This is a genomic window from Stenotrophomonas sp. Sm10 (assembly GCF_030985515.1).
Lineage (GTDB): Bacteria > Pseudomonadota > Gammaproteobacteria > Xanthomonadales > Xanthomonadaceae > Stenotrophomonas > Stenotrophomonas hibiscicola.
The window spans coordinates 1-18,418 of sequence record NZ_JAPTFO010000050.1 but is presented as its reverse complement, the minus strand read 5'-3'; the positions used below and the strand labels follow the sequence as shown (position 1 = coordinate 18,418).

The window sequence follows — 18,418 nt, the reverse complement described above, 5'->3', positions numbered from 1 at the left end:
CGTAACGCTTGCGGCGAGGAACGACCGGACTAGGCTGGGGACTCCAGCCAGCCGGTGCGTGGATGCACGACAGCCAGCCGATCCGATGTCGTTGCATGAGGTTCCCCCATGGCTGCGCAGCAGACCTACCGCCTGTTCGAGGTGGCGCTGAAGGAGCGCCGCGTTCTTTCTCCTTCCCTGGACCGCATGGTATTCACCGGTGCCGACGTGGCGCGGATGAAGACCGAAGGCCCGGACCAGCGCATCAAGGTGTTCTTCCCCTTGCCCGGCCAGGACGTGCCGCCGGTGCCCAGCGGCGAGGACTGGTATCCGCGCTACCGGGCACTTCCGGACGACCAGCGCCCGCCCATGCGCACCTACACGATCCGGCAGTTGCGTGCCGAGCAGGGCGAGGTCGACGTTGATTTCGTGCTGCATGGCGAAACCGGGCCGGCCTCGCGCTGGGCCGTCCACGCTCGCCCGGGCGACCGCGTAGTGCTGCTGGCCCCCGATGCCGACTGTGCCGACAGCAGCGAAGGCTGGGAATGGAAACCGCCGATGGGAGTCGGCCAGGTGCTGCTGGTGGCGGATGAAACCGCGCTGCCGGCGGTGGCGGGCATCCTCGAGGAACTGGCGGCCATGGTCGATCCGCCGCGCACGCTGGCGCTGCTGGAGGTGGCGCAGGCCGGTGATGCCGTGCACCTGAAGGCGCCCTCCAGCGCCGAGCTGGTCTGGCTGCCGCGCGGGCGGGCCGCCTACGGACAGCCGTTGCTGCAGGCGGTCCAGGCGCGGTTGGCAGCGGGCCCGGGCGCGGCTGCCGGCGATGCGCCGGATGAGATCGACGTCGATACGCAGATCCTCTGGGAGCAGGCCGATACCCGCGTGGCCGGGCCGCTGTATGCCTGGGTGGCAGGCGAGGCGGCGGCGGTGATGGCGATCCGTCGCCACCTGGTCCGCGACTGCGGGCTGGACCGCCGCGCGATCACCTTCATGGGCTACTGGCGGCACGGCAAGGTGCTGGACTGACCGTGCTGGATCGAGCACGCGTGAAGCAGCGCTGCGGGCGGGGTGCGTTATCCTTGCGCCCCCTTCGCAGCGGTACCGCACCATGTCCACCAGCTCCAAGACCCGCCGCGACCAGCGCCGTCGCCAGGAAAAGCAGGCCGCCAACAAGGCAGCCGCGCAGGCGTCGCCGGTGGAGCCGCATGCCGAACTGCGCGACGCGCAGCGCACCCTGCTGGCCGGTGTCGTTCGCCGCGATGGCGAATGGGTGCTGGGCATGGATGGCCGCATCGCCGGCCACAGCGAGAGCGCTGCGCAGGTGCTGGCGCTGATCATGCAGGCCGGTGAGCTGCACGAACGCAATGGCACGCCGGTGCGCCTGATGTACTCCGATGCACTTCGTGATGCCGCTCAGGCCGAAGCAAAGGAGAAGGGCCAGACCTTCGAGGAGTTCAAGGCCGAGCTGGCCGCGGCGATGGCAGCGAAGAAGAACAGCTGATCCGCCGTGGGTAGCGCCGGGCCATGCCCGGCGAGCGCAGCGGTGCGATGAAGAGCCGCCGGGCATGAATCACTCTCACTGCTTGGCGAAAGGCTCCGCGCGCATGGCGATGCGTTCGCTGCAATGGCGCCCACCGGTCACGTGGGCGCGGCCCGGCGCTACATCAGGGGCGGATCCTCGCGGACCCGCCCCTTTTCTCATTTCGCCGCCGGGGCCGCGTTGGCCTGCCAGCCGCACATCTGGCCTTCGTTCTGCTGCTTCAGCCACTCGTTGACCGGTGTGAAGTACTCGATCATCGGGCCGGCATCGAGCTTGTCGGTGCCGGTCAGCTCCTTCAGCGTGGCCTGCCACGGCTGGCTGGCACCTTTGCTCAGCATCGCCCAGTACTTCTGACCGGCTTCCTTGTTGCCGTAGAAGGTGCACTCATGCAGCGGGCCCTTGTACCCCGAGGCGTCGCACAGGCCCTTGTAGAACTGGAACTGCAGGATGCGCGCCAGGAAGTAACGGGTGTACGGGGTGTTGCCCGGCACGTGATACTTCGCGCCCGGATCGAAGAATTCTTCGCCACGGCTGCTGGCCGGGGCCACGCCCTGGTACTTGGCCTTCAGGTCCCACCATGCCTTGTTGTAGTTGTCGGCGGTGATCGAGCCATCGAACACGCCCCAGCGCCAGCGGTCGATCATCAGCCCGAATGGCAGGAACGACACGCCCGACAGCGCCATGCGCATCTGGTTGTTGATGACCGCCTCGCGGCTTTCGGTCGGCGCGTCGACCAGGCCGATCGAGCTGAGGTACTTGGGCGTCATCGCCAGCACGATGGTGTCGCCGATCGCTTCATGGAAGCCGTCGTTGGCACCGCCCTGGAACAGCGGCGGCAGCGGGTTGTAGGCCAGGTCGTAATAGATGTGGCCCAGCTCGTGGTAGATGGTGGTGAAATTCTCTTCGTTCGGCTTGATGCACATCTTTGTGCGCACGTCGCCTTCCATGTTCATGTCCCAGGCGCTGGCGTGGCAGACCACGTCGCGGTCGTCAGGCTTGATGAACTGGGTTTTTTCCCAATACGACTGCGGCAGTGACGGCATGCCCAGCGACACGTAGAAGTCCTGCGCGCGCTCGGTCATCTGCTTGGCGGTGCGCAGTTCGGCTTCGCGCTGCGCCTTGTACTGGGCCGCCACACTGGCGTCCTTGCCGGCCTTGGCCAGCGCCGCGCTCAGGTTGGTCTGGTACTGCTTTTCCAGTGCAGCGGTGATGTCCAGGCTGCCGGCACCCGGATATGGTTCCAGCTGGTCCCACAGGTTGGACCAGTCCTGCTGCCACATGTTGCCCAGCAGGTGCGCGGCGATCAGGCCATTGCCCACTTCGGCCTTGTCCTTGCCGTAGGTCTTGTCCAGCTTGGCGCGCGCATAGCAGTGCAGCTGTTCGTACATCGGCTTGACCTGTTCCCACAGGCGATCGGTTTCCGGGCCGATCTGCTCCGGCGGCATGTCATAGCCGCTGCGCCACATCTGGCCGGCATCGGTGAAGCCCATGCCCTTGGCGCCTTCGTTCACCAGGCCGACGAACTTCTGATAGTCGCCCCGCATGTTCTTGGTGGTGCTGTGCCAGCCCTGCCAGGCGTCGAGCTGCTTGTCGTAGTCGCGGCTGCGTGCCAGCACCTGCTCCAGCTCGCCCAGCTGCCGGCAGGAGTTCGGGTCGTTGGCATCGGTGCAGTACTTGCCGGCGCCATAGCTGCCTTCCATGCGCGTGGCGATCTGGGTCAGCTCGGCCAGTTTGGCCGGGTCGCGCGGCGCCGGCATCGAGGACATCAACTTCAGCAGGTGGATCGCGCGCTTGCTGTCCTCGCTCATCGGCTGGCCGTCGAACTTGGCTGCCTGTTCGATCCAGCTGTTGAGCTGGGTCAGCGAGCGCTCGTTGGCCTTGGCCGCGATGCGTTCCGAATCACTGTTGATGTAGGTGGAGGACAGCCACTGCGCCGAGGTCATCTCCGGGTAGGCGGCCTTGAATTCGGCATTGATGCGGGCCACGAACTGGTCGGCGGTTTCGCCGGCCGGGGCGCTGCTGCTGGCGGTATCGGTGCCTGGGGTGGGTTCCTTCTTGCAGGCGGCCAGGGCCAGCGTGGCGGCGGCGACAGCCGAGGCCAGCAGGAGATGACGGTGTTTCACGGGCGGTCCTTGGGTGGTGAACGACGGCCGAAGGCTAGTGGGCCGTCGCTGCCACCGCAAGTGGCGGAAGTCGGCCGGGCCGCGCCCGGCACCCGCAGAGGCTTTCAAGCAACGGCAAAGCCGAAGCAACAGCAACAGCGGACTATCCGTGGTTTGGCGGGGCGGGTCCGGTTGCGGGGGGCGCCGTAAATCCGTCCATGGAGGCTCGGTCGCGCCATCCATGGCGCTCACGCCCCCGCAACCGGACCCACCCCGCCTTCAACAGATTTCCGCGACCTTTCATTGATCCACGCCATGCGTGGATGCTTTTCGAATTCAATTCGACTATTCGATTCCGATGGAAATTCATCCACGCATGGCGTGGATCTACCAGATCGGGACAATCTGTCAGAGGTGGAGCGGTGTCGGAGTGCGGGGTGTCAGCCGCATGGATGCGGCTGCCAAGCCTACATGGACGTACTTGCGGCGTCCCCGCATTCCGACACCGCCCCGCCAAGCCACGAATCGCCTGCTTCTGCTGTTGCCGTTGCTTGTGCAGTGGCCTCGGCGGGTGCAGGGCGCAGCCCTGCCGACAAACCCTCAACTCTCGCAGTTGGCGAACACGTCGCGGTCGCGCTCGTACAGCGCCGTCTTCACCTGCATCAGGCCCAGCACCGACGGGAACAGGTTGTCATGGTCGGTATATGCCGTCGAGCGCTTGCGCACGCATTGCAGGTCCAACCCGTGGCTGCTCGCGAAGCCCGGCGAGAACCACATCGTCATCGGTACCCGGGTCTGCTCGGCCGGGGCGATGGCGTAGGGCACGCCGTGCAGGAACAGGCCTTTTTCGCCCAGCGATTCGCCGTGGTCGGACAGGTAGATCATCGCCGTGTCGTAGTCCTGCATGCCCTGCAGCGTGCCGATGGTCTTGCTCAGGAAGTGATCGGTGTACAGCACGGCATTGTCGTAGCTGTTGGTGATCTCTTCGCGCGAGCAGCGGCCGATGTCACGGGTATCGCAGGTTGGCTTGAAGCGGGCGAAGGCGGCCGGATAGCGCTCGAAGTAGGCCGGTCCGTGGTTGCCCAGCTGGTGCAGCACCACCACCCGGTCGCCGGGCCTGGCCCGCACCTGGGTGGCCAGGTCCTGCAGCAGGATCTCATCCATGCAGCGGCCATCGGCGCACAGGCCCGGCGTGGTGGCATCGGACAGCGACTGGAAGTCCAGGCCTTCGCACACGCCCTTGCAGCCGGACTGGTTGTCACGCCACAACGGCACGATGCCGGCGCGGTCCAGGACGTGCAGCAGCGACTGGTGCGCACGGATCTTCTTTTCGTCGTAGTCGTGACGACCCCATGGCGAGAACAGGCACGGTAGCGAAACCTCGGTGCTGGTGCCGCACGAGTGCATGTCCGGGAAATTGATCACGCTGGCCTGCGCCAGTTCCGGCGTGGTGTTGCGGCCACCGTTGAGCCCCCAGTTCTGCGCACGCACGGTCTCGCCCATGACGATCACCAGCAGGCGCGGCTTGCTGGCCGGCGCGCGCGGGGTGGCCTTGGCATCGGTACCGATCGGCAGCTTCGGCGCGCGCTGCACCGGATTGTCGCCACGCAATGCACGCGGCATGCCCAACAGGACATTGGCCGGTGTCGCGAGATAGCGCACTTCACGCTGGTTGCGCATCAGTGCCGAGACATCCTGGAACGAGATCAGGGCACCGCCGATGGCGGTCACTGCGGCCACCGCCAGGAAGCCCAGCCGCGACATCAGGCTGCGGCCCCAGCTGCGGCGGCGCAGCTGCACGCGCCACAGCACGATCATCGGTAGCACCGCAAGCAACAGCACCGGCCACAGCAGCGACACGGTCATCAGCTCGCGGCTTTCCTTGGGGTCGGTCGCCAGCACGTTGCGCAGCATGTCCGCATCCAGGTAGATGTGGTAGCGGCTCATGTAGTGCGCGGCGAATGCGGTCACCAGCAGCAACAGGCTGATCACCACCTTGGCGTTCCAGCGCCAGACCAGGATGCCCAGCAGCACGCCGTGAGCGCCCAGCAGCAACAGCAGCAGTGAAAGCGCGTAGCGCAGGCTGCCTGGATGGCTGGCCATCGCGCTGTGCCAGAACAGGCCATTGCCGGCCACCGCGAAGAACAGGCTGGTCAGCGCGATCAGCGCTTCGGTGGACAGCTGCGGCCGCCAGTGGCGTAGACCCGCAAGGGCGGGGAGGCGGGCGGGCCGTTGGACCGATGCGCTCATGCGTTTGCCTCCTGGCGGTTGGCATGGTTCGGTTGACGGTGTGTCAGGACGCGCTTGACGATGAGATACAGGCCCAGCGAAAGCAACCAGCAGATCAATGCAGTGGCAACGTCATGCGAAAGGAAATGTGCACCGCGCAGCTGCTGGCTGATGCCGAACACCAGGCCGGCGCCGAGGCCGATCCACAACCCGGTCCAGCGCCACGACGGGCGCCATAGCAGGGCGAAATAGTACAGACACAGCCAGGCGTAGCCAGCACTGGCGTGACCGGCCGGGAAGCAGGCCTGCGCGGCCATGCCAGCGGGGCGCGCCGTGAAAAGCCCGATGAAAGGCTGGTGGCCACCGTAGCGCAGCAGGTCCCACGGACATTCCATCGGCACCAGCGACTTCAGCAGGGAGATCGCGCCGGTGCCCAGTGCCATGGCAATCACGACATAAAGCAGCGCCCATTGCAGGGTGCGATCGCGACCCTTACGCCAGTGGTGGAAGCACAGCAGGATCACGACCAGCGCCGCCGCCGTGCTCAACCATTTGCCGGCCTTGTGCACGACGCTGCGGGTGATCCAGGCGTCCTGCAGCGCCCAGTGGCTGCCTTCAAGACGGAACAGGTGATCGGCCACCCATTGATCACCGCCGAAGTCCATCAGCAGCGTAAACAATGGCAGACCGATTGCGACAGGCAGCCAGAGGTGAGTTACGGCAAATCGAGACGCCAGTGGTGTCGCAAGCGGCGCTACCGAATCAAGGGGACGGACGGGCATGCTGGGGAAGGGCGGTTTGGGAATCCGCAGTCATGCTCGTCACCCGCATGTCGGAGAAGGGTCGGACGCCCGTTCGCACCGGGTTAATGATTCCCCGGCACGAGTCAACGTTCAGTCTTCTTCGGCGGTCGAGCCGGCCCGTTCGGCGTGGCATTGCGGGTCCCAGGCCGTACCGGGAAGCAGTTGCCAACGATTCCTGTTGGCCATGCCGATGTCGATCACTTTGGCCGGGTCCACGCAGGGACTCATTGCATCGTCCAGCACCAGCAGCCAGCGCTTGTCCGGCGCTTCGGCGAGCCAGGGGCCGGCATCGTGCCATTGCTCGGCCCAGGGCCGCTTGAAGCCGAACTCGCGCACCGCGCGGTCGGCCTGCAGCAGGTTCTGCTCGCGCCAGGCGACCAGCGCCAGTTCGGCGTCCGGCCCGATCCGTGCGCCGACCCGGCGCATCAGCGCCGACGCCGAAGCGTAGGGATCCAGCGCCGGAATCAACACCAGGCCGTAGAGCATCCACAGCATGCCGTGGGTCAGCAGCACCAGCGTTGCGGCGCGGCGCACCCGCAGCCACACGATCAGCGTGGCCAGGGCGATGGCGAAGGTCAGCAGGCCATCGCCCAGCACCGGCAGCAGCGTATCGGGCATTGCCCGGCGCTCAAGCTGCGCAAGGGCCCAAGGGTGCTCGGTCAACAGCATGACGCCGAGCACGCCGGTGGCCAGCATCAGCACCACGCTGTAGCCGAACAGGTAGCGGCGCACGCACAGCCGGCGCAGCAGGCCCGGCAGCAGTGGCGCCGCCGCCAGTGCCATTGCCGGCAGCATCGGCAGTACATACACCTCACGCTTGCCCGGGCTGGCGCTGAAGAACACCAGCACCAGAATGGCCCAGCCGAGCAGCAGCCACTGCCGGCGGTCGCCTCGGCGGAGGCGGCGCCACCAGGGTCTGAACAGCATCGGCAGCAACAGGCTGCCGGGCAGCCACAGGGTCAGGATCACCTGCAGGTAGTACCAGACCGGTTGGCGGTGGTGCCAGGCGTTGGCATAGCGGGTACCGGTCTGCTTGAACAACAGCTCATGCGCGTAGGCCTGCAGTTCGGCGCTGGGCGTGTGCAGCAGGGCCCAGCCCAGCGGCGCAAGCCACACCGACACGCCCAGCAGGAAGGCCGGGATCAGCCACAGCAGCGTTGCCGGGTGCGGACCATCCCCCCTGAGGCCGCGGCAACGCTGGTACAGCCACCAGCCGAACCATGGCAGCACCATCAACAGCGGCAGGAAACCCACACCCTTGGTCACTGTCCCCAGGCCGGCCGCGAAACCCGCCAGCCACAGTGCGGGCAGGTTGCGGCGCTCGCAGAGATGGCGCATCAGGCCCCACAGGGCCACCGTGGTCATGCCCACCAGCACCATGTCGATCTGCGCGCGCTTGGCCATCAGCCCGAACTGCAGGGTGCAGAACAGCGCCGCCAAGGCATACAGGGAATGCCGCGGTGACCACAGCCGGCGTGCCAGATCCGACACCAGCCACAGGCTGAGCAGGGCGCCCAGCAGCGACGGCAGCAGGAACGACCACTGCCAGCTGCCGACGATCTCGTAGGCCGCCGCCTGCAGCCACATGAAGACCGGCGGCTTCTCCGCATACAGCTCCACGCCCCGGTGCGGCAGCAGCCATTGCCCGCTTTCGACCATGGTCCGGGCCGCCAGCACGAAGCGCGGCTCGTCCGGCGGCTGCGGCTGCCGAAGGCCGATCCCCGCTGCCAGCGCAGCAACGATCAACAGCCACAACAGGGGCAGGCGCCAACGGCGGGGCAGGGCTACGGGCACGGCAGGCTCCGGGAGCAAAACGGCCATTCTGAGGTGGCAGGGGTGGGAAAAGCGTCAGAGCGGGGCCGGGGCGACCGCATTCCGACATGCGCGGCGCTACCATGGTACGAACTTCCGTGGGTGTTTCGTGCATGCGTCTGTTGGTGATCGAGGACAACCGCCAGCTGGTAGCCAACCTGTTCGACTATTTCGAGTCGCGCGGGCATGTGCTTGACGTGGCCCCGGATGGCATCACCGGCCTGCACCTGGCCGGCAGCCACCCTTACGACGCCGTGATCCTGGACTGGATGCTGCCGCGCATGGAGGGCCCGGAGGTGCTGCGCCGGCTGCGCGCCGAGCAAGCATCGGAAGTGCCGGTGATCATGCTGACCGCGCGTGACGAGCTGCCGGACAAGATTGCCGGCTTCCGCGCCGGTGCCGACGACTACCTGACCAAGCCGTTTGCGCTGCCAGAACTGGAGGTGCGGCTGGAGGCGCTGTTGCTGCGTGCGCAGGGCCGCAACCCGCGCAAGCGCCTGCAGGTGGGCGACCTGGTACTGGATCTGGCAACGCTGGAGGCCCAGCGTGGGGGCCAGCTGCTGCACCTGTACCCGGCCTGCCGCAAATTGCTGGAAGTGCTGATGCGGGCCAGCCCGGGGGCGGTGACACGACAGCAGCTGGAGTTCGCCCTATGGGGCGACGAGCCGCCGGATGGTGACCTGCTGCGCTCGCATGTCTACGAGTTGCGTCGCAGCGTTGACGGCCCGTTCGCCAAGAAACTGATCCACACGCTGCCGCGGGTGGGCTACCGGTTGGCGGTGAGTTCCACCAGCGATGCCGGCAAGGATGACGATGAAGGCGCGTAAGCCGGGCCCGTTGTACCGTCGGGTCGTGTGGTGGTTGCTGGGCTATCTGGCGCTGCTTTCACTGGCGGTGTTCAGCGTTGGCAACTATGTGCACGAGCATGCCGAGCACGCCGCCTGGCGCGCACTGCTCAACTCCGAACTGGACAGCATCGTCGAGCACGTCGAGCATGAGCCGCATTACCGCTGGCAGGATTCGGACACGCTCAGCCTGTATCGCTTCGATGCGGTCAACCTGCCCGACGCTCTGCGTACGTTGCATCCGGGGCTGCATGACGGCGTAATGATCAAGGGCCGTGAGACGGCGGTGATGGTGCGCGAAACCGAGTCGATGGGCCGGGTCGCGCTGGTTCTGGACATTTCCGATTTTCATGACCTGGAACAGTTCGCCACGCGCTGGGTGATGCTGGCCGGGGTGATCATGATCTTCGTCACCGTACTGATGGCGTCGTTCGGCATGGAACGCATGGTGCGCCCGCTGAGCCTGCTGGCACAGCACATCGCCGCGTTGCGGCCGGGCGTGCAGGGCCAGCGCATCGAGGTCGATCCACGCGGCAGTTCCGAACTGCATACCATCGCCGATGCGCTGAACGATTACCTTGACCGCAATGAGCAGTTCGTCGAGCGTGAGCGGGTCTTCATCAGCACCGCCAGCCACGAACTGCGCACGCCGATCGCCGTGATGACCGGTGCCGCCGAACTGGCACTGGAGCAACCGGGCCTGCCCGAGCGCGCCCGCCAGCAGATGCAGCGGGTGTTGCGCACGGCGCAGAGCGTGGAGCAGTTGATCGAGCTGCTGCTGGTGCTGGCGCGCGATCCGGCGCGCCTGGCGGCGCGTGCCGAGCGCATCGCGCTGGACCAGCTGCTGCCGGAGATCGTTGACGACCATCGCCACCTCCTCGGCGACAAGGACCTGAGCATCGGTATCCAGGCCGCGCCGGTGGATATCGTCGCGCCGATGGCGGTGGTGCAGGCGGCGATCGGCAACCTGCTGCGCAATGCCATCGAGAACAGCGGTCGCGGCCATATCGAACTGCAGCTGAGTCCGTCGGCGGTGCTGACCCTGCAGGACCCCGGGCACGGCATGAGCCCGGAGGAGATCGCGGCGATCCATGCACGCATGGCCCGCGGCGGGCGTGCCGACCGTGGCAGCGGCATCGGCCTGGACCTGATCGCGCGGCTGTGTGAACACCTGGGCTGGACACTGCAGTTGCAGCCCTGCGAGCCGCGCGGGACACGCGTCACCCTGGACTTTGGCGCTTCGCGCCCCGCCTGATCAAGCGGCCGACCTGCTCCGCGCTGCGGCATGACCCGGCGTGAAGACAGTGTTAATCTGGAACTGCGCCGCTTTATGCGGCGCTTTTTTTTCCGTTTTTTCGATCGACAGAGGATCCCATGCCGACCGAACCCGCTACCGCCCTGATCAGCAACGATATCGTTGGACTGGGCCTGATCGCCGCCACCCTGGCCCTGATCTTCTGGGCTGCCAGTGGTCCGACCCCCTTGTTGAAGAAGATCTTCGCCTGGGTGCCGGCGCTGCTGCTGTGCTACTTCATTCCCGCCATCTACAACACCGCCGGTGTCATCGATGGCCACAACACCTCGCTGTACAACCCGGTCGCGCGTGACGTGCTGCTGCCGGCTGCACTGGTCCTGCTGACCCTGTCGATCGATCTGAAGGGCGTCATCAAGCTCGGCCCGAAGCTGTTGCTCGTGTTCTGTGCCGGTACCGCTGGCATCATGCTCGGCGCAATCGTCTCGTTCCAGCTGATGAAGCTGATCCACCCGGAAACCGTGGCCGGTGATACCTGGGCCGGCATGGCCGCGCTGGCCGGCAGCTGGATCGGTGGCGGCGCCAACATGGTGGCCATGCGCGAGGTGTTCGGCACCGACGCCACCACCTTCGGCCAGTTCGCCGTGGTCGACGTGGCCTGTGCCAGCCTGTGGATGGCGATCCTGCTGTTCCTGGCCAACCGCGCGCAGCAGATCGATACCCGTAACGGGGCCGACACCCGCGCCATCGACGAGATGAAGGCACGGATCAGCGCCTACGAGGCACAGAACGCGCGCATCCCCAGCATGACCGACCTGATGGTGATCGTCGGCGTGGCACTGGGTGGCGTCGGCCTGGCCCACGCCATCGCCGCGCCGCTGTCGGGCTGGTTCAAGGCCAATATCAGCTGGGCCAGCCAGTTCAGCCTGGACAGCCAGTTCGTGTGGGTGATCCTGCTGTCCACGGCGATGGGCCTGGGCCTGAGCTTCACCCGTGCGCGCCGGCTGGAAGCGGCAGGCGCTTCGCGGTTGGGCACGGTGTTCCTTTACTTCCTGATTGCCTGCATCGGCATGCAGATGAACCTGCTGTCGCTGCTGGATCGGCCTTGGCTGTTCCTGCTCGGCGCGATCTGGATGGCCACGCATGTGCTGGTGCTGTGGGTGATGGCCAAGCTGCTGCGCGCGCCGTTGTTCTTTTTCGCGATCGGTTCGCAGGGCAACATCGGGGCGGCCGCTTCGGCTCCCGTGGTGGCAGCAGCGTTCCACCCGACGCTGGCGCCGGTGGGCGTGCTGCTGGGTACGGTGGGCTATGCCACCGGCACCGGGCTGGCGTATGTCACCGGCCTGATCCTGAAGTGGATGGCCGGCGCCTGAGTCCTGAGCTGACGATCATGTTGCGTGTTCACGGCAATTGCCGTGGACACGCTTTCCCCGTGTAGAGCCGAGCCCACGCTCGGCTTTCTTTTTGCCTGCCACCGGATAGATCCACGTCATGCGTGGATGCACTTCATGGGTATCCATGAACAAAGAAAGGACAGATCCGTTTCCCCGCGGAAACGGATCTGCCCCCTGATGCTTCTTGCCGTCAACGGAAATCTGTCGAAGGTGGGGTGGTGTCGGATGGCGGGGTGTCCGCGGCATGGATGCTGCGGCCAAGCCCCAAGGACGGGTTTACGGCGTCCCCGCCATCCGACACCACCCCGCCAAATTCACGGAAAACCAGAGCCGACGCTTTCGCCGTTGCAGTTGCAGTTGCCTCTGCGGGCGCCGGGCTGCAAGCCCGGCACCCAACCCTCAACAGCAGCGGCCACCATTGCGCCCACCGTAGCGCGCTTCCTGGCGTTCGCGGAAGAACGTCTTGTAGTCCATTGGCTCCTGGTCCGGGTGCTTTTCCAGCATGTGCCGGACATAGTTGTCGTAATCGGGAATGCCACAGCACAGACGTGCGGTCTGCACCAGGCGCCGCCAGATGCGGCGGTGCGCCTGGTACTGGCCGGCGGGAACCAGTTGCGTGCTCATCACAGATCCACCATTTCGTGCGGCTTCAGTGCCACGTAAGGGGTCTCGCGGTCGCTGCGCTGCGGATTGCGGCGTGCCGCCAGGATGGTCTTGATCGAATACACCAGCACAGCGCCCACCACCAGCAGGAACAGCGCGGTCAGGCCGGTGTTGACGTAGGCGTTGACCACGATCTGCTTCATCTGCGCCACCGATTTGGCCGGTGCGGTGATGGTGTCGCTGGCAATGGCAGCCTGGAACTTGTGTGCCTGGGCCAGGAACCCCTGTGCCGGGTTGCTGTCGAAGATCTTGATGAAGCCGGCATAGGTGGTGCAGATCAGCAGCCACACCGCCGGTACCGCGGTGACCCACGCATAGCGGTCACGCTTCATCTTGAACAGCACCACCGTGCCCAGCATCAGCGCGATGCCAGCCAGCATCTGGTTGGAGATGCCGAACAGCGGCCACAGCGTCTGGATGCCGCCGAACGGATCGACCACGCCGGTATAGAGCAGGTAGCCCCACAGTGCCACGCAACCCGCAGTGCCGATGATGTTGGCGGTCCACGATTCGGTCTTCTTCAGGGCCGGCACGAAATTGCCCAGCAGGTCCTGCAGCATGAAGCGTCCGGCGCGGGTGCCGGCGTCCACTGCGGTCAGGATGAACAGTGCTTCGAACAGGATCGCGAAGTGGTACCAGAACGCCATCATCGCGTCGCTGCCACTGGGAATCGCTTCGTGCAGGATCTGCGCGATGCCCACCGCCAGCGTTGGCGCACCACCGGCGCGATGCAGGATGGTCGGTTCACCGATCGCCGCCGCGGTCGCGGTCAGTTGTTCGGGCGTGATGGTGAAGCCCCAGGTGTTGGTGATGTAGTGCGCCGCCGAGGCCGCATCGGCACCGATCACGGCGGCCGGGCTGTTCATCGCGAAGTAGATGCCCGGGTCGATGATCGAGGCCGCCACCAGCGCCATCACCGCCACGAACGATTCCATCAGCATGCCGCCGTAGCCGATGTAGCGCATGTGCGCTTCATTGGCCAGCAGCTTCGGCGTGGTGCCGGACGAAATCAGCGCATGGAAGCCCGACACCGCACCGCAGGCGATGGTGATGAACAGGAACGGGAACATGCCGCCCTTCCACACCGGGCCATCACCGCTGGCGGCGAACTGGGTCAGCGCCGGCATCTTCAGTTCCGGCATCACGATCAGGATGCCGACGGCCAGCGCGATGATGGTACCGATCTTGAGGAAGGTCGACAGGTAGTCGCGCGGGGCCAGCAGCAGCCACACCGGCAGCACCGAGGCGACGAAGCCGTAGCCGATCAGCATCCAGGTGATCTGGGTGCCGGTGAAGGTGAACGCCGGGCCCCACACCGGATCGGCGGCGACCTTGCCGCCGTACCAGATTGCGGCCAGCAGCAGGATCAGGCCGACCACCGAGATCTCGCCGATCCTGCCAGGGCGGATATAGCGCATGTAGACGCCCATCAGGATCGCGATGGGCATCGTCGCGATCACTGTGAACATGCCCCACGGGCTTTCGGCCAGCGCCTTGACCACCACCATCGCCAGCACCGCCAGGATGATGATCATGATCAGGAACGCACCGAACAGGGCGATGGTGCCGGGTACCTGGCCCATCTCCTCGCGCACCAGGTCACCCAGCGAGCGGCCGTTGCGACGGCTGGACAGGAACAGGACCATGAAGTCCTGCACCGCGCCGGCCAGCACCACGCCCACCACCAGCCACAGCAGGCCGGGCAGGTAGCCCATCTGCGCGGCCAGCACCGGGCCGACCAACGGGCCGGCGCCGGCGATGGCGGCGAAATGATGGCCGAACAGCACGTGCTTGTTGGTCGGCACGTAGTCCAGGCCATCGTTGTTGATCACCGCCGGGGTGGCCCGGGTCGGATCCAGCTGCATCACCTTGTTGGCGATGAACAGGCTGTAGAAGCGGTAGGCGACCAGGTACAGCGAAACCGCGGCGACGACGATCCACAGCGCATTGATGTGCTCGCCGCGGCGCAGTGCCACGGTGCCCAGACAGAATGCGCCGAGCAGGGCGAGTACCGCCCAGCCCAGTTTGGAAAACCCTTTCATGAGGTGCTCTCTCCCGGAAAGACAGACAAAGAGTCCCGCGTGCCCTCGACAGGGTCAATTGGCACAGGACGAATCGGCGGTAGTACTTTGGTCGTACGTTTGTTGTGCTGACGTGCAGCGAACATCAGGGATGGAACAATCGGTTGCGGCGCCGTCCATTGGCGTGCGGCCGTGTGGCGTCCATCTTCAGTGGCATCCATCCAACAGGAGTCGCCATGAGCCTTCCCGAACCGGCCCGCGTGCTGCGGACCATCCGTGGCCTGCCCACCTCCGACGGTGCCGGCGTGCGCCTGACCCGCGTCATCGGTGGCCCCACGCTGCCCGACCTGGATCCGTTCCTGCTGCTCGATGAGTTCGGTACCGATCGTGCCGAGGACTACATCGCCGGGTTTCCGGAGCATCCGCACCGCGGCTTCGAAACCGTCACCTACATGCTCGACGGGCGCATGCGGCATCGTGACAACCACGGCAACGAAGGCCTGCTGACCCCGGGCAGCGTGCAGTGGATGACCGCTGGGCGTGGCCTGGTGCATTCGGAGATGCCCGAGCAGGAAAGCGGGCAGATGCGCGGCTTCCAGCTGTGGGTGAACCTGCCGGCAAAGGAGAAGATGACTGACCCGAAGTACCAGGAATTCGCGCCCGAGCGCATTCCCGTGGTGCACCCGGAGCCGGGCGTGGACGTGAAGGTGATTGCCGGCAGCGTGGATGGCACGCAGGGCCCGATCGTGCAGCCGGCCACCGATCCGCTGTACCTGGACATCACGCTGGCCCCGGATCGCGCCTGGACCTATGCGTTGCCGGAAGGGCACAATGCCTTTGCATACGTGTTCGAAGGTGGCGTGACCGTGGGGGAGCAGGACGCCGCGCGTGACGTGGCACGCCAGGAGCTGGCGGTGCTGGGCGGCGGTGAGCAGCTGCACCTTTCGGCCGGCAGCGAAGGCGCGCGGCTGATCCTGGTGGCCGGCCGTCCGCTGCGCGAACCGGTGATGCGCCACGGGCCGTTCGTGATGAACACACGGCAGGAACTGATGCAGGCCTTCGTCGATTTCCAGGAAGGCAAGTTCTGATGGATTGCGCCGGGCATGGCCCGTCGAAAGAAGCCGGCAACGCCGCCGGGCCACGCCCGGCGGACGTCCCGCGAGTCGGATCCTGCGGGGATGCTGCCAGGCAGTCATCCCCGTCACCTTCAGCGCCCCGCGGCCACGGCTGACGGGGTCAGGCTCATGCCCTGCGCCAACTGCTGCAGCGAGCCCAGCTCCTGGGCGCTGTCCGGGTACAGCGAAATCTGCGCGTAGCGCTTCTTGTCCAGCTTGACCACGCTGATGCGGCGCTCGGCATAGCCGGGCGGCTGCTGGCCACCGAGATCGGGCTGGTACCAGTAAAGCGGTTCACCGCCGAAGCTGCCTTTTTCCTGGCGCAGTGCCCGGTTCAACGGAATATCAGGGTCACGCGCGCTGAGCATCAGGCTCAGTACCTCGCGTCCATCCCCGGTGCTGGCGCGGCAGACCAGAAGGTCGGCCAACACCTGCTGCTGCCACTGCAGGCCACTGCTGGCCGGCAACGAAGGACATTCCGCGGGAGCCTGCGCGGCAGCCTGGGCTGCGGCGAACAGCAGGCTCGACAACACTACAGGCGCGAACTTCATGCATCCCCCAAGGTGGTCGGTCGTGTGGCTCCACCAGATGGACTGGCGGCTGTGGCATCCCATCCCCGGATGCCGCCCCGCCCGGCGTGTGCACGGACGGTCAACTCAACCTTAACGGAACGTGAGCGATCGCACAAATCGAAGTTGCAGACGTAACCATTGCGGCCGATGGTCGGCCGCAATGGTGCGCACAGCCTCAGCGGTCGTTGCCGATCCACTTGTAGATGATTCCGCCGATCGCGCCGCCCAGCAGCGGGGCGACCCAGAACAGCCACAACTGGCTTACTGCGCCGCTGCCGGCGAAGAAGGCCACGGCGGTGGAACGGGCCGGGTTCACCGAGGTGTTGGTGACCGGGATGCTGATCAGGTGGATCAGGGTCAGCGACAGGCCGATCGCCAGTGGCGCAAAGCCAGCCGGCGCCTTGCCATGGGTGGCGCCCATGATCACGATCAGGAACACGGCGGTCAGCACCACTTCGCACAGGAAGGCCGCTGCCACGCTGTAACCGCCAGGCGACAGCGCGCCATACCCATTGCTGGCGAACGCACCGGCCTGGCTGCCATCGATGGCGAAGCCGCTGGCCCCCGACGCGATCTGCAGCAGGATGAAGCCGGCCAGCAGGCCGCCAGCCACCTGGGCGATGATGTACGGCACGAGGTCCTTGGTCGGGAAGCGGCCGCCGGCCCACAGGCCGACGCTGACTGCCGGATTGAAGTGCGCGCCGGAGATATGGCCGAACGCATAGGCGCCGGTCACCACGGTCAGGCCAAAGGCCAGGGCGACGCCGAGGAACCCGATACCCAGCGGATTGCCGTCGCCACCGAACTTGGCGGCCAGCACCGCGCTGCCACAGCCGCCCAACACCAGCCAGAACGTGCCGAGGAATTCGGCGGACAAGCGTTTACCCATGCTCATGTGTTGCACTCCTTTGAGGGCGAAAGTGTGATTTATGTCACATTTCAGTGATCAGCGGGTGACTGTAGCGTCAACGCCGGGTGCAGGGATACACCCTCGGATGTGTGCAACACGCGATGTTCAATACTGCGGCAGCGGAATGAACTCCTTGTCGTCGCCCGGAATGGTGCCGAATCGGCCGGCCTCCCAATCGTGCTTGGCCTGCTCGATGCGCTCCTTCGAGCTGGACACGAAGTTCCACCACAGGTGGCGCGGGCCATCCAGCGGCTCGCCACCGAACAGCATCGCCTTCACCGGCGTCTTCGCGCGCAGGCGGCCGCGTGCGCCGGCCTCGGGAATCACCAGATGCTGTGCAGGGATGTCCACGCCATCCAGCTGTGCGTCGCCTTCGAGGATGTACAGCGCGCGCTCGCGGTGGCCGTCATCGATATCGATCTCCGCATCCGGGTCGAGATCGATCGCCACGTTGAGGGTATCGGCGAACACCTTCACCGGCGATTCCTCGCCATAGGCGCGGCCGGCGATCACCCGCAGCCAGGCACCGTTGCGGCGCTGCTCGGGCAGCGTAGCCGCGGCATGGTGGTAGAAGGCCGGTTCGATTTCCTCGTGCGATTTCGGCAGCGCCACCCAGGTCTGCATGCCGTGGATCGGGTTGTCGTGGGCGCGGTCCGGTTGCGGTGTCCGCTCGGAATGGGCAATGCCGCGACCAGCGGTCATCCAGTTGACGTCGCCGGGACGGATCACCTGGTCCGACCCCAGCGTGTCGCGGTGGCCGATCGCGCCCGACCACAGGTAGGTCACGGTGGCCAGGCCGATATGTGGATGCGGGCGCACGTCGATGGCGGTGCCGGGGTGCATGAGTGCCGGGCCCATCTGGTCGACGAACACGAACGAGCCGATGCTGCGCGCCTGCAGGGTGGGGACGGCGCGACGGACTTCGAGGCCGCCGATGTCGTGCACGCGCGGGGCGATGATGGTGGTCATGCGGGCGTTCTCGCTGGCAGGGATCAGGTGGTCAGCATCGCATGCAGCTGTGACGGGTACATGCCCCGTATGGGTAACAGGTTGTTCCAGCCAACGGCGCAGCCCCTCGTGGCTGTGGGGTTGGTCGCTGAAGGCAGAAGCAAGATCAAAAGCCGCGATTGGCCGGGCGGGTGGGTGGCGCAGGGGACGCTGCAAGTACGTCCATGTAAGCT

At 66.1% G+C, this 18,418-nt stretch carries 15 protein-coding genes; 6 read left to right on the top strand and 9 right to left on the bottom strand.

Annotation, left to right across the window (positions count from 1 at the left end; all coding sequences use genetic code 11):
- The first annotated feature begins 108 nt into the window (after nucleotides 1–108).
- Together O0J15_RS14160 and O0J15_RS14155 are read left to right on the top strand one after the other, a co-directional pair.
- Nucleotides 109–1,005, top strand: a complete 897-nt coding sequence (locus tag O0J15_RS14160) for a siderophore-interacting protein (RefSeq protein WP_308305827.1) — start codon at nucleotides 109–111, stop codon at nucleotides 1,003–1,005.
- Nucleotides 1,006–1,087: 82 nt separating this feature from the next.
- Complete coding sequence (locus tag O0J15_RS14155; protein WP_008265644.1) at nucleotides 1,088–1,480, top strand: hypothetical protein; 393 nt, start codon at nucleotides 1,088–1,090, stop codon at nucleotides 1,478–1,480.
- Nucleotides 1,481–1,677: 197 nt separating this feature from the next.
- On the opposite strand, the gene O0J15_RS14150 is transcribed toward O0J15_RS14155, so the two are convergent.
- From O0J15_RS14150 to O0J15_RS14135, 4 genes are all read right to left on the bottom strand, one after another.
- Complete coding sequence (locus O0J15_RS14150) at nucleotides 1,678–3,642, bottom strand: M2 family metallopeptidase (protein ID WP_308305826.1); 1,965 nt, start codon at nucleotides 3,640–3,642, stop codon at nucleotides 1,678–1,680.
- 579 nt (nucleotides 3,643–4,221) lie between these two features.
- Nucleotides 4,222–5,871 carry a phosphoethanolamine--lipid A transferase gene (locus O0J15_RS14145; protein ID WP_308305825.1) on the bottom strand — a complete coding sequence of 550 codons (1,650 nt, stop codon included), beginning with the start codon at nucleotides 5,869–5,871 and terminating at the stop codon, nucleotides 4,222–4,224.
- Entirely contained in the window at nucleotides 5,868–6,632 is a 765-nt protein-coding gene (locus O0J15_RS14140; protein WP_019662183.1) for a phosphatase PAP2 family protein, read from the bottom strand. Before O0J15_RS14140 ends, O0J15_RS14145 begins: the two co-directional genes overlap by 4 nt.
- 111 nt (nucleotides 6,633–6,743) lie before the next feature.
- Nucleotides 6,744–8,447, bottom strand: coding sequence for a glycosyltransferase family 39 protein (locus O0J15_RS14135; RefSeq protein ID WP_019662182.1), 1,704 nt, complete (start codon nucleotides 8,445–8,447; stop codon nucleotides 6,744–6,746).
- Nucleotides 8,448–8,578: 131 nt separating this feature from the next.
- Here O0J15_RS14135 and O0J15_RS14130 point away from each other — a divergent pair, with 131 nt between their 5' ends.
- The 3 genes from O0J15_RS14130 (at nucleotide 8,579) to O0J15_RS14120 (ending at nucleotide 11,935) form a co-directional block, all read left to right on the top strand.
- Nucleotides 8,579–9,292 carry a response regulator transcription factor gene (locus tag O0J15_RS14130; RefSeq protein WP_019662181.1) on the top strand — a complete coding sequence of 238 codons (714 nt, stop codon included), beginning with the start codon at nucleotides 8,579–8,581 and terminating at the stop codon, nucleotides 9,290–9,292.
- On the top strand, nucleotides 9,279–10,565 hold the full coding sequence (locus tag O0J15_RS14125; protein ID WP_019662180.1) for a HAMP domain-containing sensor histidine kinase: 1,287 nt from the start codon (nucleotides 9,279–9,281) through the stop codon (nucleotides 10,563–10,565). The genes O0J15_RS14130 and O0J15_RS14125 overlap by 14 nt, the downstream gene beginning before the upstream one ends.
- Nucleotides 10,566–10,684: 119 nt before the next feature.
- Nucleotides 10,685–11,935: a DUF819 domain-containing protein gene (locus O0J15_RS14120; RefSeq protein WP_134732060.1), complete on the top strand. Its 1,251-nt coding sequence runs from the start codon at nucleotides 10,685–10,687 to the stop codon at nucleotides 11,933–11,935.
- A gap of 420 nt (nucleotides 11,936–12,355) precedes the next feature.
- Here O0J15_RS14120 and O0J15_RS14115 read toward each other — a convergent pair whose 3' ends face one another.
- Entirely contained in the window at nucleotides 12,356–12,580 is a 225-nt protein-coding gene (locus O0J15_RS14115) for a YbdD/YjiX family protein (RefSeq protein WP_005410613.1), read from the bottom strand.
- Entirely contained in the window at nucleotides 12,580–14,661 is a 2,082-nt protein-coding gene (locus O0J15_RS14110) for a carbon starvation CstA family protein (protein WP_019662178.1), read from the bottom strand. The genes O0J15_RS14115 and O0J15_RS14110 overlap by 1 nt, the downstream gene beginning before the upstream one ends.
- A 215-nt stretch (nucleotides 14,662–14,876) precedes the next feature.
- On the opposite strand from O0J15_RS14110, the gene O0J15_RS14105 reads away from it, so the two are divergent.
- Nucleotides 14,877–15,728, top strand: coding sequence for a pirin family protein (locus O0J15_RS14105; protein WP_227844698.1), 852 nt, complete (start codon nucleotides 14,877–14,879; stop codon nucleotides 15,726–15,728).
- Between the two features lie 119 nt (nucleotides 15,729–15,847).
- On the opposite strand, the gene O0J15_RS14100 is transcribed toward O0J15_RS14105, so the two are convergent.
- The 3 genes from O0J15_RS14100 to O0J15_RS14090 form a co-directional block, all read right to left on the bottom strand.
- Nucleotides 15,848–16,306 carry a hypothetical protein gene (locus tag O0J15_RS14100; RefSeq protein ID WP_019662176.1) on the bottom strand — a complete coding sequence of 153 codons (459 nt, stop codon included), beginning with the start codon at nucleotides 16,304–16,306 and terminating at the stop codon, nucleotides 15,848–15,850.
- 196 nt (nucleotides 16,307–16,502) lie between these two features.
- Complete coding sequence (gene aqpZ / locus O0J15_RS14095; protein ID WP_019338641.1) at nucleotides 16,503–17,222, bottom strand: aquaporin Z; 720 nt, start codon at nucleotides 17,220–17,222, stop codon at nucleotides 16,503–16,505.
- 120 nt (nucleotides 17,223–17,342) lie between these two features.
- Nucleotides 17,343–18,206, bottom strand: coding sequence for a pirin family protein (locus tag O0J15_RS14090; protein WP_021203180.1), 864 nt, complete (start codon nucleotides 18,204–18,206; stop codon nucleotides 17,343–17,345).
- Nucleotides 18,207–18,418: the final 212 nt, after the last annotated feature.